The sequence below is a fragment of the Pseudomonas sp. TNT2022 ID642 genome (assembly GCF_028656995.1).
Lineage (GTDB): Bacteria > Pseudomonadota > Gammaproteobacteria > Pseudomonadales > Pseudomonadaceae > Aquipseudomonas.
In genome coordinates this window covers 26418-41893 of sequence record NZ_JAMDGW010000018.1, presented here as the reverse complement: position 1 = coordinate 41893, position 15476 = coordinate 26418, and the positions used below count along the sequence as shown (strand labels likewise).

The window sequence follows — 15476 nt, the reverse complement described above, 5'->3', positions numbered from 1 at the left end:
TCCTTATGTCCCCGCCCCTGAGCAAACCGTTGGCACCCTCCTGGGTCAGCCGATTCAAGGAACAGAGCCTGGAGCGTGGCCGCCGCTACGCCCTGGAAAATCGAGTACGCATCGCCCAAGTCGGTGATGCGACCATCACCGCCAGTTGCGAAGGCTCTGGCGGCAACGTTTACCGTCAGACCATTCACCTGCGCGAGTCAGCCAAAGGCACCTTGCTGCTGGTCGATGCCGGCTGCACCTGCCCGGTTCGCAACAACTGCAAACATTGCGCAGCGGTGCTGCTGAAAGTGCAGGAAACCCTCGACTACCCTGCTGCCGCCAAAGACGCCGAGCTGTTGGAAAAGCTCCAGGCCGTGCTGGAAAACCGCAGCCCGAAAGCGCCACCGCAAGTGCTGGTCGATAACGTGCAGCCGTTGCCGCGTCTGTGGCTGGCCAGCGTCGAGTTCAGCGCCTTCGAACCGCGCAACGGCAAGATGCAGCGCTACATTCAGCATCGCGCGGCGTTGTCGTTCAGTTATCTGGATGAGTACGTCAGCGGGCAGAAGAACAGCGACATCCTGATTCGTCAGGAAACCCAGACGCTGCGGATAAAACGCCACCCGGAAGTCGAACAGTCCTACCGCGAACAGTTACGCATCCTCGGCTTCCGCATCGCCACACGCCAGAGCAAAGCCCTGCCGGAAAGCGCCGGCGAGCTGTACGAGATGGTCAATGACAGCGCCTGGCTGACCTTCACCCTCAACGACCTGCCGAAACTGCGCAGCCAAGGCTGGGAACTGCAGATCGATGAGGAATTCGGCTTCGACCTGACCGCCGTGGATGACTGGTACGCCACCGTAGAACAGGTGCCGGAGCGCGACTGGTTTGATCTGGAACTGGGGATCATCGTCAACGGTGAACGCCTGAGCCTATTGCCGATCCTGCTCAATCTGATGCGCTCACACGCGGAAATCCTCAACCCGGAACGCCTCGCCCGGCGCCGCGATGATGAACTGATTCTGGTCAACATTCCGCAACGCACCAGCGAGCATGGGCCGTTGCAGGTGGCGCTGCCACTGGGTCGTCTGAAGCCGGTACTGATGACGCTCGGCGAGTTCTATTTGCAAGAACCGGGCGAAACCACCCTGCGCCTGAGCAAGGCCGATGCCACGCGCCTTAACTCGCTGGAAGGCCTGCCGCTGCTGTGGGAGGGTGGTGAGCAGATCCGCACGCTTGCTCAGCGTCTGCGTGATATTCGTGATTTCAGCGCAGAGGCTCCGGAAGGCCTGAATGCGACGCTGCGCCCTTATCAGCTCGAAGGTTTGAGCTGGATGCAATCGCTGCGGCAACTGGAAGTCGGCGGGATTCTCGCGGATGACATGGGGCTGGGTAAAACCCTACAGACCCTGGCGCATATTCTCAGCGAGAAAAACGCCGGACGCCTGGATCGGCCGTGCATGGTGGTGATGCCGACCAGCCTGATTCCGAACTGGCTCGATGAGGCGGCGCACTTCACGCCGCAACTGAAAGTGGTCGCGCTGTACGGCGCCACGCGCAAAAAGCACTTCGACAATCTGGCGGATTACGATCTGATCCTCACCACTTACGCACTGCTGCCCAAGGACGTCGAGCGCCTGGCCAAGCAGCCGCTGCATGTGCTGGTGCTGGACGAGGCGCAGTACATCAAGAACCCCAACAGCAAAGCCGCACAAGCGGCGCGCGAGTTGAATGCGCGCCAGCGCCTGTGCCTCAGCGGTACGCCGCTGGAAAACCACTTGGGCGAGCTGTGGTCACTGTTCCACTTCCTGCTGCCGGGCTGGCTCGGCGACGTGAAAAGCTTCAACGCCGATTACCGCGTGCCGATTGAAAAGCGCGGCAGTGAAGTCAGACTTCAGCACCTCAACGGCCGGATAAAACCGTTCCTGCTGCGTCGCACCAAGGAACAAGTGGCCACCGAACTGCCGCCGAAAACCGAAATCATCCATTGGGTCGATCTCAACGAAGCGCAGCGCGATGTGTACGAAACCATGCGTCTGGCGATGGACAAGAAAGTCCGCGACGAGATCACCCGCAAAGGCGTCGCGCGCAGTCAGATCATCATTCTCGAGGCGCTGCTCAAACTACGCCAGGTCTGCTGCGATCTGCGCCTGGTCAACGACGCCACCCTGCCCGCTCGCGGCAGCACTTCAGGCAAGCTCGACAGCCTGATGGAAATGCTCGAGGAACTGTTTGAGGAGGGTCGGCGAATTCTGCTGTTTTCGCAGTTCACCTCGATGCTGTCCTTGATCGAAGACGAGCTGAAAAAACGCAATGTCGCCTACGCCCTGCTGACCGGCCAGACCCGGGATCGGCGTACGCCGGTGAAGGAATTCCAGAGTGGCAAGCGTCAGATCTTTCTGATCAGCTTGAAGGCTGGCGGTGTCGGCTTGAACCTGACGGAAGCGGACACGGTGATTCACTACGACCCGTGGTGGAACCCGGCGACCGAGAATCAGGCAACCGATCGCGCGTACCGGATCGGCCAGGAAAAACCGGTGTTCGTCTACAAGATGATTGCCCGGGGCACGGTGGAAGAGAAGATTCAGCATCTGCAAAAGGAAAAATCCGACTTGGCGGCAGGCGTGCTGGATGGGCGCAAGGCCGGAGACTGGAAGTTGCAGAGTGATGATATTGAAGCGTTGTTTGCGCCGTTGCCGGACAAGTCCGACGAGCGTTGAGATTTGCGTAGCCGGTTAGATAGCTATCGCTGGCAAGCCAGCTCTCACAGGTATCGAGTTGGAACACAGTTTTGTGTACGACTCAAAACCCTGTGGGAGCTGGCTTGCCAGCGATGGGGCCATCAGATATTGCTCTATTACTTAGGGCTCAACCCTTGGCAACAGGCAACGGCGCAAACAGCGCCTCAATGTCACCCTGCTCCAGTTTCCAGCAACCCGTCGTCCCACCCTCAAGCACCGCCCCGGCCAACGCTGCTTTCTCCTGCTGCAGCGCCTGTATTTTTTCCTCTACTGTGCCGCGAGCGATCAGCTTGTAAACGAATACCGGGTTGTTTTGCCCGATTCGATACGCACGATCGGTGGCCTGATTCTCCACTGCCGGGTTCCACCAAGGGTCGAAGTGGATCACCGTGTCCGCAGCGGTCAGGTTCAAACCGGTGCCCCCGGCCTTCAGACTGATCAGAAACAGCGGTACCTTGCCGCCCTGAAAATCCTTCACTGGTGTGCGCCGATCCGTGGTGTCACCGGTCAACAACGAATAGGCAATGTCACGTTGCTGCAATTCTTCCTCGATCAAGGCGAGCATCGAGGTGAACTGCGAGAACAGCAGGATTCTGCGACCTTCGCCGAGCAACTCTTCGAGCATCTCCATCAGGCTGACCAGCTTGCCACTGCCGGAGCGCAGCGCCTTCGCTGTCATCGGCATGTTGATCAGACGCAAGTCGCAACAGACCTGCCGCAGTTTGAGCAAGGCATCCAGAATGATGATCTGACTGCGCGCCACGCCACTGCGGGCAATTTCGTCGCGCACTTTTTTGTCCATCGCCACGCGAACGGTTTCATAGACATCGCGCTGGCCGTCGCTGAGATCCACCCAATGGATGATTTCGGTTTTCGGCGGCAGTTCGGTGGCCACCTGATCCTTTTTGCGGCGCAGCAAAAACGGCTTGATGCGCGCTGTCAGGTGCTGCATGCGCTGAACATTGCCGTGCTTCTCGATTGGCGTGCGGTAATCGCGATTGAAGGACTTGCTATCGCCAAGCCAACCGGGCATGAGGAAATGAAACTGCGACCAAAGCTCGCCCAAGTGGTTTTCCAATGGCGTGCCGCTCAGGCACAAGCGCTGGCGGGCCTGCAGGTCACGGGCCGCTTGCGCCGCTTTGCTGATCGGGTTTTTGATGTTCTGCGCTTCGTCGAGAATTAGTACGCTCCACAGCTGCGGCTGCAAGGTCTCCAAATCCCTTGGCAGCAACGCGTAAGTGGTCAGCACCAGATCGTACTCAGCCAGATTAGCGAAATCCTTTTGCCGCCCCGTGCCGTGCAGCGCCAATACTTTCAACTGGGGGGTGAAACGCTCGGCCTCGTCGAGCCAGTTGGGAATCAGGCTGGTCGGCATCACCGCCAGAGCCGGACAATCAAGACGACCGGCGTGTTTTTCCGTGAGCAGATGCGCCAAGGTCTGCAGCGTTTTGCCCAGCCCCATGTCATCGCCCAGAATGCCGCCGACCTCAAGCTCGCGCAGGGTTTGCATCCAGTTCAGCCCTTCGAGCTGATACGGGCGCAGTTGCGCGTTAAGGCCGGCCGGCGCAGCGACGTGGGTGTGACTGGAATTCTGCAAGCGCTTGGCGAAGGTGCGCAGCCGCTCGCCCCCCTGCCAATCCAGCGGCACGCCATCGAGCATACTCAAGCGCGCGGCATCCGGGACACTCAAGCGCAGTGCATCACCCTGATGACCGCCCAGGTACAACTCGCCCAGCGTGGCCATCAGCGGTTTGACCCGACTCAGCGGCAGCGCGACCTTGTCGCCCGAAGAGTCGCCAAAACCGCTGGGTTTGAGTTCGATCAGAAGTTTTTCGTCATCGCTGCGTTGTGCCAGATTGACCGGCTCAAGCAAGCGCGGCTGGGTGCGCAACAAGTGCAGAAGGATCGGCAGCAAACTGTAGCGCTGGCCATTGACGACGATACCCAACTGCAAATCAAACCACTGATGCCCAGCCTCTTCTTCGACCTCGGCGTACCAATGCTCAACCGGTTGCACATTGAAATGAAAGCCGGGACTCATCTCCACTTCCCAGTTCGAGGCGCGCAACGTGGCAAGCCCTTCGTGCATAAACCCGAGCCAGGCGGAATCATCCGGCAACGTGAACATCTCGCCGGGACGATCCAGCGAACTCTTGCGCGTGGTTTTCTTGAAGCCGAGCCTTTGCAGGATCTGACGCAGTTTCTTTTCCACCGCAGGCTGGCGTTGAATGCGCTGGGTTTCGGTGCCGTTGAGGATCATCACTTCCGGGTTGCGATCCACCGTCGGCTGGCCGTTGTAGGTAAATACCAGAGCGGCGCGGTGCTCCAGAACGTATTCCCAGCGCGAGCGCTCCCGACCGCTGACGAGAGTCAGTTGCGGCTGCGGAAGTACGTCGTCGATGATCCGTTCGGTCAGTTGGTGTGGCGGCGGGATTCTCGTTGCCGCGCTCATGCGATGGCTGAACTGCATGGCCTGACGCGCCGGAATGTCCGGCGCCAGAGTCAAATGGCTGGCCAGTTTTTCTTCCAGTTCATTGAACAGAGGGCCAATCTGCCGCTGTTCACGATCCAGGTAATAAAGCGGCTCCAGCGCCAGCACGGTTTCCTGCGCAGCCTCGGCACTGCTCCACTGCGCACGGAACCCGCCGTCGGCCTGCTCGGCCCAGGCGAACTGGCCGATGCGCTTCGCGCCCGGCACCAACGGCCGCAGATCCTCGAAATCGAGGAACAGCCGCGAGGTGCGCAGGAGCATTTCCAGCAGTTCGACGCCGCTGCTGCCTTCCAGCGGATAGCCGCTGTAATAGGCGTGGTGGGAGTGCATGGCAACCAGCAGCCTGGCGACGCGCAGATCCAGCTCGGACAGGTAGCCGGGCTGACGCATGAGCATTTCCGCCAGCGAATACATCGGTTTGACTTCGCGTAACTCGCCGCTCTTGAGCTGGGATACCTTGAAAATATCGAGCAGCCACTTGCCGCTCACAGGCGTTGGCTTGAGCTTGTAAAACAGGCGCGTGCCTGCGGTTTGCGCGCCTTCTTCAGCGGGTTTGGCCGGCACGGGAATGGTCGAAAGCCAATGCTCCAGCGCCCGCCCCAAAGGGATTTGTGCGTCACTTTCAGACGCATCATCAGCACTGCCCTGCAAGTGATAGAGCACCGCAGCGCAGTGCTTGCAGTCGATTACGACAGGACAGCTGCACAGGCAACGCAAGTTGACGGAACCCAGCCGATCTTCGGACAGGTAAATGCTTTGTTCGTACGCCTGACTTTCCGAACCGACGCAGAACGCCTCGATCTTTCTGTCATTGATTTCGATGATCTCTACCCGGTCCTCGGCGGCATAAGCGCGAGCCTTGGCCAGCGCCTTGCTACTGAATGCCTGAGTCCAGGTCAACGACTTGAGCCGTTCGATGAGAATGCTCATGGGCAGTCCTTCAGCCGACCAACACCCGTGCCAACGCCGATTTCACCTTGCCCATGCCGTCATGCAGCGCCTGCTCGATCTCGGCCATGGTGATCACTTCCGTGGTCTTGCCCGCTGCCGGGTTCACCACCAGTGCCAGACAGGCGTAATCCAGATCCAGCTCACGGGCCAGTGCCGCTTCCGGCATGCCGGTCATACCGACGATGTCGCAGCCATCACGTTCCAGACGCACGATCTCGGCGACCGTTTCCAGACGCGGGCCTTGGGTGCAGGCATACACACCCTGATCGCTGTATTCGCAACCTTCGGCGGCCACAGCAGCAATCAATTGCTGACGCAGCGGTTCGCTGTAAGGAAAGCTGAAGTCGATGTGGGTGACGTGCTCCAGATCATCGGCGAAAAAGGTGTGTTCGCGGCCGCTGGTGTAGTCGACGATCTGGTGCGGCACGCAGAAATGCCCGGTGCCCATGGCCGGGTGAATACCGCCCACCGCGTTAACGGCAATGATCGCTTCGGCACCGGCCTGCTTCAGCGCCCACAGATTGGCGCGGTAGTTGACCTTGTGCGGCGGGAAGCGATGCGGGTGGCCGTGACGTGCAAGGAACAACACTTCCTTGCCAGCGTATTCGCCAATTTGCACGTCGGCCGATGGCGCGCCGTAGGGCGTGTCCACTGCCAGCGATTGGCGAATGGTCAGGCCTTCGAGTTGGGTCAGGCCGGTGCCACCGATGATTGCGTAAACCGTCATAGCGAAAAATCCTTAATCGATCAGTTGAGCGTCTTTGAGCGCGCCGATGGCGGTGAGCCAGCGCGGATCCTGACGGTAATCGGTGCTGGCGTATGCCTGACCGCGCATACGGGCAATTCGGGCCGATGGCTTGACCTTCATGCGTTGCGCGGCGCTCAAGGCGAGCTCTGCAGCAGCGCGGTCGTTGCACACCAGCCCCATGTCGCAACCGGCAGTCAGTGCGGCTTCGATGCGGCTGGCGGCATCGCCGACCACATGGGCGCCGGCCATCGACAGATCGTCGCTGAAGATCACGCCGTCGAACTGCAATTCGCCGCGCAGGATGTCCTGCAACCAGCGCCGGGAGAAGCCGGCAGGCTGCGAGTCAACCTGCGGATAGATGACGTGCGCTGGCATGATCGCGGCCAGTTGTTTACTGAGTTTGGCGAACGGCACGAGGTCGTTGGCGCGGATCTCGTCGAGGCTGCGCTCGTCGTTCGGGATCGCGACGTGGGAATCCGCTTCTGCCCAGCCGTGGCCAGGGAAGTGCTTGCCGGTGGCCGCCATGCCCGCGCTGTTCATGCCGCGAATGAATGCACCGGCGAGCAGTGCCGCACGCTCGGGATCGCCCTCGAACGAACGAGTGCCGACGACGGCGCTGCGCTGGTAATCGAGGTCGAGCACCGGGGCGAAGCTCAGGTCGAGCCCGACCGCGAGTACCTCGGTGGCCATGATCCAGCCGCATTGCTCGGCGAGGTATTCGGCATTCGGGTTATCGGCGATGGCGCGCATGGCCGGCAGACGCACGAAGCCCTGACGCAGACGCTGCACGCGACCGCCCTCCTGATCCACCGCTAGCAACAGATCCGGACGAATCGCGCGAATCGACGCGCTGAGTTCACGCACTTGGCGCGGATGCTCGATGTTGCGCGCGAAGATGATCAAGCCGCCCACTTCGGGCTGACGCAACAGTTGGCGATCTTCGGCCGTCAGCCAGGTACCGGCGACGTCCACCATCAACGAGCCTTGCAGGCCAGCAGTCATAGAAATTCCTTGAAAACGAAAAACCCGATCCACAGCAAATCGCTGCCGTGAGCAATGCTCGGCAGGTCGGCAATATCTATGGATTTCGGGTTTAGAACGAGAGTCGGCATGGGCGGCTAGCTTAGCGGATACAAGCTGCCGCGCCCACCCGTGCGCGGTTAAACCTTGGCGGCGACCGGCGTTGATTTGCTGCGCGGACGCAGTTGCGCGGTAGCCATGGCGGCATCAGTGACACCGGTTTCGGCACGCATGCCCGCAGCAAGAAACGGCACCATCAGGCGCATCACTTGCTCGATGGAGGTGTTGACGCCGAAATCGGTCTCGGCGATCGCGCGCAAGGCCTTGATGCCGGACATGCTGAACGCGGCGGCGCCGAGCATGAAGTGCACGCGCCAGAACAGCTCGATCGGCGGAATGCGTGGTGCGGCTTCGTTGACCAGCAACATGTAGCGACGGAATACCTTGCCGTACATGTCTTCCAGGTAGCGGCGCAAATGGCCTTGGCTCTGGCTGAACGCGAGACCGAGCAGGCGCATGAAGATCGACAGGTCGTTGCCACTGCGTGGCTGAACCACGAGAGCCTGTTCGACAAGGATTTCCAGCAGCTCTTCGAGGGTTGGCTTGTTTTCAGGCTTGGCCTGACGCCGCTCCAGCTCTTTGTCGAGGCTGATGCAGAAAGGCCCGAGGAAGCGCGAGAACACCGCCTGAATCAGCGCTTTTTTCGAGCCGAAGTGATAGTTCACTGCTGCCAGGTTGACGCCAGCCTTGCTGGTGATCAAACGCAATGAGGTTTCAGCGAAACCTTTCTCCGCGAACAACTGCTCGGCAGCATCAAGAATGCGTTCAACGGTTTCCGACTGGGCCATGGCTACTCCGCCTGACAAACACTTGTTTGAAACATACGTTTCAGCCTGTGCGTTGTCAAGCCTGCCGGTTCGTTTTGGGAATGGCCGGTCAGGTATTTAACCACACAAGGCCGACGCTTTAATAAACGCTTCTTTCGACCGTCCGGCGGCAGGCAAAAAAACGGGCATTGCCAAGACCGCTTCACTGTATATAATCCCAGTCACTGTATAAAAAGACAGAGCGATCAATATGCTAAAGCTGACGCCACGCCAAGCCGAGATTCTGGCCTTTATCAAACGCTGCCTCGAAGACAACGGCTACCCGCCAACCCGCGCGGAAATCGCTCAGGAACTGGGCTTCAAGTCGCCGAACGCGGCTGAAGAACACCTCAAGGCACTGGCTCGCAAGGGTGCCATCGAGATGACCCCCGGCGCCTCTCGCGGCATTCGCATCCCTGGCTTCGAAGCCAAGGCTGACGACTCTACCCTGCCGATCATTGGCCGGGTTGCTGCCGGTGCGCCGATCCTCGCCCAGCAACACATCGAAGAATCCTGCAATATCAATCCGGCCTTCTTTCATCCGCGCGCTGACTATCTGTTGCGCGTGCACGGCATGAGCATGAAGGACATCGGTATTTTCGACGGTGACCTCCTTGCCGTGCACACCACCCGCGAAGCACGTAATGGCCAGGTCGTCGTTGCCCGCATCGGCGACGAAGTGACGGTCAAACGCTTCAAGCGTGAAGGCAGCAAGGTCTGGCTGATTGCCGAAAACCCTGAGTTCGCCCCTATCGAAGTCGACCTGAAAGATCAGGAACTGGTGATCGAAGGCTTGAGTGTCGGCGTCATTCGCCGCTAAAGGAGGCTTTATGCAGTTCCCACACACCCCTCAGCAAACACAACTGCCTTTATTCGAAGCGTTTCTGGCGCAACCGATGGCGCCGGCTCTGAAAGATGTGGTCGAGCGCCCGTGGAATGCCGAACCCGAAGTATTCAGTGAGCTGTCACTGCGAGGTGCTGCCGGGAACTGCCTGAACCTGCTCGCGCCAATCCTGCGCGAACTGAGCGAGGATCAGGACGCGCGCTGGCTGACGCTGATCGCACCACCAGCCAGCCTGACCCAGACATGGCTGCGGGATGCCGGCTTGAATCGCGAGCGTATTCTGCTGCTGCAACCAAGAGGCGCTCAAAGCGCTCAGCAACTGGCATGCGAAGCCCTGAAGCTGGGTCGCAGTCACACCGTAGTCACTTGGCTCAACCCGCTGAACGCAAATTCACGGCAACAACTGATCAACGCCGCACGCACGGGCGATGCTCAGAGCCTGAATATTCGTTTGGGTTGATTGCTGGCAGTACGCGCTGTGTGAAGCGCAGGGCTTCTCCAAGGACAGAGAAGCCGATCTGAAGCGGTAACGTCAAAAAGTAAAAAGACGGGGATCAATGAAGAACCCGCGGCCCCTCTTCCTTATCAAACTCGCCTTCGACCATACGACCGGCCATCTGCACGCCGACGCTTAACATCGCTTTGGCGATTTCCACATGCTGACCTTGCAGGAATGCCTTGGCATCCTCGGAGAAATCCAGCGTCACCAAAGAACCCTCGTCCTCAGCCCTGCGCAGCTCGATTCGGCCGTCTGGTAACTCGACAATTTCTAGAAAGGACGTTGGCATATAGGTCTGTTCTCCACGAAAGGCAGGGATTATATAGACATCATTCAGGCTTCGCTCGGGATCTTGACCAGCAGCATGTTTCAGATTGCCACCGTGTCAATCGCCCTCAGCACTCGTTCAAGCCTTCGCGAAAGCGAATCGCCAAGCCTTTCAGATTCTGCCGCCAGCTCTCCAGCTCCTCTCGACTCAACTCTTCTGGCGCTTCTTCTTCATCCAGATTGATCGCCTGAATCAGCGGCTGAGTCACGTCCCCTTTGGGCTTGTGTGGCACCCGTGGCGGCTGAAACAGCGCCGAATGCGCAGCCAGCAGTTTCGCCAACCAGGTTTCCGAATTCCCCGCCAGCTCGATCATCTCGGCCAATTCAGGTATCGCGATCGATTCCAGCACTTCACGCGTCAACAGCATCTCGGCCCGCGGCGCATTGGCCTGCGGCAGACGATAGAAACCAGCGATCTCATGACAAAGCCCCAACAAGGCGCCGTACAGGTGAAACAACGCCGATTCTCGACCAGCCTGAATCAACGCCAGAGAATTCATCGCCCGCCCTTCTTCAGCGCGAGCCAGGGCTTCGAGCGACAGGCCGGCGAAATAGATCTTCTGATTGGTACGGGTATAGAGTTCGTGAGCCATGACGGCGCTCTCCACAACGAAGTAATTGCTTCACACAGGCCGGACAGTGTCGTGGATCCGTCGATCCTACCGCAAGCACAAAACAAAAAGGCCGCATGAAAACCCGTGGGTTGTCATGCGGCCTTTCAGTATCAGACTAACGCTTACTCGGCTTTGGCCTTCGTACGCTTGTCTTCAACCGTCCACTTGCCGCCGTCGAAGTACGCCTTCCAACCGGTAGGCTTGCCATCGACCTCAGTCTGCACGTATTGCTCCTTGGTCTTGCGGCTGTAGCGAATCACCGCCGGCAGACCATCAGGATCCTTCTGCGGAGCGTCGCACAGGAAGTGGTACTTAGGATCAATCTCGTCCTTGTGCGGCAGAATCTCGATCACCAGCGGAGCACGGGTCTCGCGGTTTTTCGGGAACTGACTGGCCGCCAGGAACAGGCCGGACGCACCGTCGCGCAGGATGTAGGTGTCGTTGACCTTTTCGCATTTCAGCTCAGGCATCTTCACCGGATCCATCTTCGGCGGCGCCGCGTCACCGCTTTTCAGCAGTTTGCGGGTGTTTTTGCAGGTCGGGTTGGTGCAACCGAAGAACTTGCCGAAACGGCCAGTCTTGAGCTGCATCTCGCTGCCGCACTTGTCGCATTCCAGGCTCGGACCTTCATAGCCCTTGATGCGATAGCTGCCTTCTTCGATTTCGTAGCCTGCGCAATCCGGATTGTTACCGCAGATGTGCAGCTTGCGCTTCTCGTCCAGCAGGTAGGCGTCCATCGCCGTGCTGCAGATCGGGCAGCGATGCTTGCCACGCAGCACCAGCGATTCCGACTCACCTTCGTCGTCCGCAGCGATCTCGTCACCCGGCACCAGGTTGACGGTAGCCTTGCAGCGTTCTTTCGGCGGCAGGCTGTAGCCGGAGCAACCGAGGAAAACCCCGGTCGACGCGGTACGAATCTGCATCGGACGACCACAGGTCGTGCACGGAATGTCGGTCATGACCGGCTGGTTGGCACGCATGCCGCTGTCCGGGTTTTCGGCTACTTCGAGCTTCTTTTTGAAGTCGCCGTAGAACTCGTCCAGCACGTTTTTCCAGTCGCGTTCGCCCTGCGCCACGTCATCGAGATTCTCTTCCATGCCGGCGGTGAAGCCGTAGTCCATGAGATTGGAGAAGCTTTCCGACAGGCGCTCGGTGACGATGTCGCCCATTTTTTCCGAGTAGAAACGACGGTTGTGCAGGGTCACATAACCGCGATCCTGAATGGTCGAAATGATCGCAGCGTAAGTCGAAGGACGACCGATGCCGCGTTTTTCCATTTCCTTCACCAGACTGGCTTCCGAGTAACGGGCCGGTGGCTTGGTGAAGTGTTGCGACGGATCGAGCTTGATCAGCTTCATCACGTCGCCTTGCGCCATGTCAGGCAGAACGTCGTCATCGCCTGGCTTGGCAATCTGCGGCATGACGCGGGTGTAACCGTCGAACTTGAGGATACGGCCCTTGGCACGCAGCTCGAAGTCGCCAGCGCCTACGCTGACGGTGGTCGACAAGTATTGCGCCGGCAGCATCTGGCAAGCGAGGAACTGGCGCCAGATCAGCTCGTAGAGACGCTCAGCGTCACGCTCCATGCCCGCCAGCTTGCTTGGAATGGTGTTGGCGTCAGACGGACGAATCGCTTCGTGAGCCTCTTGTGCGCCTTCCTTGCTGCTGTAGACGTTCGGCGTTTCCGGCAGGTACTTCTTGCCGAACTCGTCTTCGATGTAAGTACGCGCCATCGCCACGGCATCAGCCGAGAGGTTGGTCGAGTCGGTACGCATATAAGTGATGTAGCCGGCTTCGTACAGACGCTGGGCCATCATCATGGTTTTCTTCACGCCGAAGCCCAGGCGGTTGCTCGCAGCCTGTTGCAGGGTCGATGTGATGAACGGTGCCGAAGGCTTGCTGCTGGTCGGCTTGTCCTCGCGTTTGACGATGCTGTAGCTGGAAGACTTGAGCTTCTCCAGCGCAGCCATGGCCTGGGCTTCGTTGAGCGGCTTGAAGGCCTCGCCTTTCTCGCGAGCCACTTCGAAACGCACGGTCGAGCCTTTCGTGGTACCGAGATCGGCGTGCACTTCCCAGTACTCTTCCGGGTTGAACGCGCGAATTTCGCGCTCACGCTCAACGACCAGCTTCACGGCAACCGATTGCACGCGACCGGCGGACAAGCCACGAGCGATTTTCGCCCACAGCAGCGGCGAGACCATGTAACCCACAACGCGGTCGAGGAAACGACGTGCCTGCTGGGCGTTGACACGATCGATGTCCAGCTCGCCCGGTTCCGAGAAGGCTTCCTGAATCGCCTTCTTGGTGATTTCGTTGAACACCACACGCTTGTAGCGGCTGTCATCACCACCGATGGCTTCGCGCAGGTGCCAGGCAATGGCTTCCCCCTCGCGATCCAAGTCGGTTGCGAGATAGATGGTGTCAGCATCTTTGGCGAGCCGGCGCAGCTCTTCGATGACCTTCTCTTTACCCGGGAGGATCTCGTACTGGGCTTTCCAGCCATGATCGGGATCGACACCCATACGCGAGACGAGCTGCTTGCGCGCTTTCTCTTTCGGCGAGAGCACCGGACCTTCGCCCGCGGCAGCCTTGCCGCGCTTGGCGGCTGGCTCTTTGCTGGCGCTAGCCGAACCGCTGGTGGGCAGGTCTCGGATATGGCCGATACTCGACTTCACCACGTATTGGTTACCCAGATACTTGTTGATGGTCTTGGCCTTAGCCGGGGATTCCACAATGACCAGCGATTTGCCCATGGATCAGAAAATTCCTGAATTCTAGAAGTGAAAGGCGGTTGGCGCCTGACGCGGCACCGCTATATATAGTTGATACAAGGTGAGGTCAAGCACAGGGTTCTGTGCGCCCTCGCCTTATGCCTTGGAAAAAAGGCTCGGTTCGGCTTGCACCAAAGCAAAGCGTGGCACCTGCTCGCCGTCAACCTCGACTGACTCGAGAAACATGCTCAGAGGGCGTACCCAAAAGCCGTAATCGCCATACAGGGCTTGGTAAAAGACCACTTCTTCTTCGGTCTCGGAATGCCGCGCAACACTGAATACGCGGTACTGTGGACCTTTGTAATGTTGGTAGAGCCCAGGTTGTATCGGCATGCTTTGGCCCTCACTCAAATTTTTTCAAAATAAAAACAAAATAAATCCACAAAAACAAAAACCGGGGCACTTGGCCCCGGCTTCCATCGACGAGACGCTTAAACGCGTTCGAAGACGGTGGAGATGCCTTGGCCGAGACCAATGCACATAGTGGCCACCCCGAAGGTGCCGCTATTCTGCTTCATCACGTTCAGCAAGGTGCCGGAAATACGGGCACCGGAGCAACCGAACGGGTGACCCAGGGCGATCGCGCCGCCGTGCAGGTTAACCTTCTCGTTCATCTTGTCGAGCACTTTCAGATCTTTCAGCACTGGCAGGGCCTGTGCGGCGAAAGCTTCGTTGAGCTCGAAGAAGTCGATATCGTTGATGCCAAGGCCCGCACGCTTCAGGGCTTTTTGTGTTGCCGGAACTGGACCATAGCCCATGATCGCCGGATCCACACCCGCCACTGCCATCGAACGGATAACCGCCATTGGCTGAATACCCAGATCCTGTGCACGCTGCGCCGACATCACGATCATGCACGAAGCACCATCGGTGATCTGCGACGAAGTACCGGCAGTCACGGTGCCGCCCTTTGGATTGAAGGCAGGCTTGAGGGCCGCCAGACTTTCCAGGGTGGTTTCCGGACGAATGGTTTCGTCGTAGTCGAACAGTTTCAGGAAACCGTTCTCGTCGTAGCCCTGCATCGGGATGATTTCGTCTTTGAACTTGCCTTCCACAGTTGCCTTGTGGGCCAACTGGTGGGAACGCACGCCGAAAGCGTCTTGCTGTTCGCGAGTGATGCCGTGCATTTTGCCGAGCATTTCCGCGGTCAGGCCCATCATGCCCGAGGCTTTCGCCGCGTACAGCGACATGTGCGGGTTCGGATCGACACCGTGCATCATGCTCACGTGGCCCATATGCTCGACGCCGCCCACCACGAACACGTCACCGTTACCGGTCATGATCGCTTGCGCAGCGGTGTGCAGCGCGCTCATCGACGAACCACACAGACGGCTGACGGTCTGACCGGCCGAGGTGTGCGGGATCTGGGTCATCAGCGACGCCATGCGCGCGATGTTCCAGCCCTGCTCCAGGGTCTGGTTGACGCAGCCCCAGATCACGTCCTCGACTTCAGCAGGATCGACCTTGGCGTTGCGTTCCAGCAATTTGCTGATCAGGTGCGCCGACATGTCTTCGGCGCGGGTGTTGCGGTGCATGCCGCCCTTGGAGCGGCCCATCGGAGTACGACCGAAGTCGACAATCACGACGTCTCTAGGATTCAAGCTCATAAGTTCACTCTCACTCTAGTT

12 protein-coding genes are annotated in these 15476 nt (G+C 59.1%); 3 read left to right on the top strand and 9 right to left on the bottom strand.

The window, feature by feature from the left end:
• Positions 1-5: 5 nt before the first annotated feature.
• Positions 6-2696: a DEAD/DEAH box helicase gene (locus M5G26_RS17625; RefSeq protein WP_273916074.1), complete on the top strand. Its 2691-nt coding sequence runs from the start codon at positions 6-8 to the stop codon at positions 2694-2696.
• Positions 2697-2844: 148 nt separating this feature from the next.
• Here M5G26_RS17625 and M5G26_RS17620 read toward each other — a convergent pair whose 3' ends face one another.
• From M5G26_RS17620 to M5G26_RS17605, 4 genes are all read right to left on the bottom strand, one after another.
• Complete coding sequence (locus M5G26_RS17620; protein ID WP_273916073.1) at positions 2845-6138, bottom strand: DEAD/DEAH box helicase; 3294 nt, start codon at positions 6136-6138, stop codon at positions 2845-2847.
• A gap of 10 nt (positions 6139-6148) precedes the next feature.
• Entirely contained in the window at positions 6149-6886 is a 738-nt protein-coding gene (locus M5G26_RS17615; protein ID WP_223026986.1) for an S-methyl-5'-thioinosine phosphorylase, read from the bottom strand.
• Between the two features lie 12 nt (positions 6887-6898).
• Positions 6899-7909, bottom strand: a complete 1011-nt coding sequence (gene nagZ / locus M5G26_RS17610; protein ID WP_134177057.1) for a beta-N-acetylhexosaminidase — start codon at positions 7907-7909, stop codon at positions 6899-6901.
• Between the two features lie 158 nt (positions 7910-8067).
• Positions 8068-8775 carry a TetR/AcrR family transcriptional regulator gene (locus tag M5G26_RS17605; RefSeq protein ID WP_007910473.1) on the bottom strand — a complete coding sequence of 236 codons (708 nt, stop codon included), beginning with the start codon at positions 8773-8775 and terminating at the stop codon, positions 8068-8070.
• Positions 8776-9004: 229 nt separating this feature from the next.
• On the opposite strand from M5G26_RS17605, the gene lexA reads away from it, so the two are divergent.
• Complete coding sequence (lexA, locus tag M5G26_RS17600; RefSeq protein ID WP_003226590.1) at positions 9005-9613, top strand: transcriptional repressor LexA; 609 nt, start codon at positions 9005-9007, stop codon at positions 9611-9613.
• A gap of 10 nt (positions 9614-9623) precedes the next feature.
• A complete protein-coding gene (sulA, locus tag M5G26_RS17595; protein ID WP_150694598.1) occupies positions 9624-10097 on the top strand; it encodes an SOS-induced cell division inhibitor SulA in 474 nt (157 codons plus the stop codon).
• Between the two features lie 94 nt (positions 10098-10191).
• On the opposite strand, the gene M5G26_RS17590 is transcribed toward sulA, so the two are convergent.
• The 5 genes from M5G26_RS17590 to fadA all read right to left on the bottom strand — a co-directional run bounded on the left by M5G26_RS17590 (position 10192) and on the right by fadA (position 15455).
• On the bottom strand, positions 10192-10425 hold the full coding sequence (locus M5G26_RS17590) for a hypothetical protein (RefSeq protein WP_003226592.1): 234 nt from the start codon (positions 10423-10425) through the stop codon (positions 10192-10194).
• A gap of 106 nt (positions 10426-10531) precedes the next feature.
• A complete protein-coding gene (locus M5G26_RS17585; RefSeq protein WP_134177059.1) occupies positions 10532-11056 on the bottom strand; it encodes a DUF6586 family protein in 525 nt (174 codons plus the stop codon).
• Between the two features lie 143 nt (positions 11057-11199).
• Complete coding sequence (gene topA / locus M5G26_RS17580) at positions 11200-13830, bottom strand: type I DNA topoisomerase (protein ID WP_273916072.1); 2631 nt, start codon at positions 13828-13830, stop codon at positions 11200-11202.
• A 114-nt stretch (positions 13831-13944) separates the two neighbouring features.
• Positions 13945-14181, bottom strand: coding sequence for a DUF1653 domain-containing protein (locus M5G26_RS17575; RefSeq protein ID WP_007910467.1), 237 nt, complete (start codon positions 14179-14181; stop codon positions 13945-13947).
• Positions 14182-14279: 98 nt separating this feature from the next.
• Positions 14280-15455, bottom strand: a complete 1176-nt coding sequence (fadA, locus tag M5G26_RS17570) for an acetyl-CoA C-acyltransferase FadA (RefSeq protein ID WP_007910465.1) — start codon at positions 15453-15455, stop codon at positions 14280-14282.
• Between the last annotated feature and the right edge of the window lie 21 nt (positions 15456-15476).

What these genes read in the sequence shown, in the direction of transcription:
- M5G26_RS17625 (WP_273916074.1), top strand. Translation starts at nt 6, where the DNA reads ATGTCCCCGCCCCTGAGCAAACCGTTGGCACCCTCCTGGGTCAGCCGA.
- M5G26_RS17620 (WP_273916073.1), bottom strand. Translation starts at nt 6,138, where the DNA reads ATGAGCATTCTCATCGAACGGCTCAAGTCGTTGACCTGGACTCAGGCA.
- M5G26_RS17615 (WP_223026986.1), bottom strand. Translation starts at nt 6,886, where the DNA reads ATGACGGTTTACGCAATCATCGGTGGCACCGGCCTGACCCAACTCGAA.
- nagZ (WP_134177057.1), bottom strand. Translation starts at nt 7,909, where the DNA reads ATGACTGCTGGCCTGCAAGGCTCGTTGATGGTGGACGTCGCCGGTACC.
- M5G26_RS17605 (WP_007910473.1), bottom strand. Translation starts at nt 8,775, where the DNA reads ATGGCCCAGTCGGAAACCGTTGAACGCATTCTTGATGCTGCCGAGCAG.
- lexA (WP_003226590.1), top strand. Translation starts at nt 9,005, where the DNA reads ATGCTAAAGCTGACGCCACGCCAAGCCGAGATTCTGGCCTTTATCAAA.
- sulA (WP_150694598.1), top strand. Translation starts at nt 9,624, where the DNA reads ATGCAGTTCCCACACACCCCTCAGCAAACACAACTGCCTTTATTCGAA.
- M5G26_RS17590 (WP_003226592.1), bottom strand. Translation starts at nt 10,425, where the DNA reads ATGCCAACGTCCTTTCTAGAAATTGTCGAGTTACCAGACGGCCGAATC.
- M5G26_RS17585 (WP_134177059.1), bottom strand. Translation starts at nt 11,056, where the DNA reads ATGGCTCACGAACTCTATACCCGTACCAATCAGAAGATCTATTTCGCC.
- topA (WP_273916072.1), bottom strand. Translation starts at nt 13,830, where the DNA reads ATGGGCAAATCGCTGGTCATTGTGGAATCCCCGGCTAAGGCCAAGACC.
- M5G26_RS17575 (WP_007910467.1), bottom strand. Translation starts at nt 14,181, where the DNA reads ATGCCGATACAACCTGGGCTCTACCAACATTACAAAGGTCCACAGTAC.
- fadA (WP_007910465.1), bottom strand. Translation starts at nt 15,455, where the DNA reads ATGAGCTTGAATCCTAGAGACGTCGTGATTGTCGACTTCGGTCGTACT.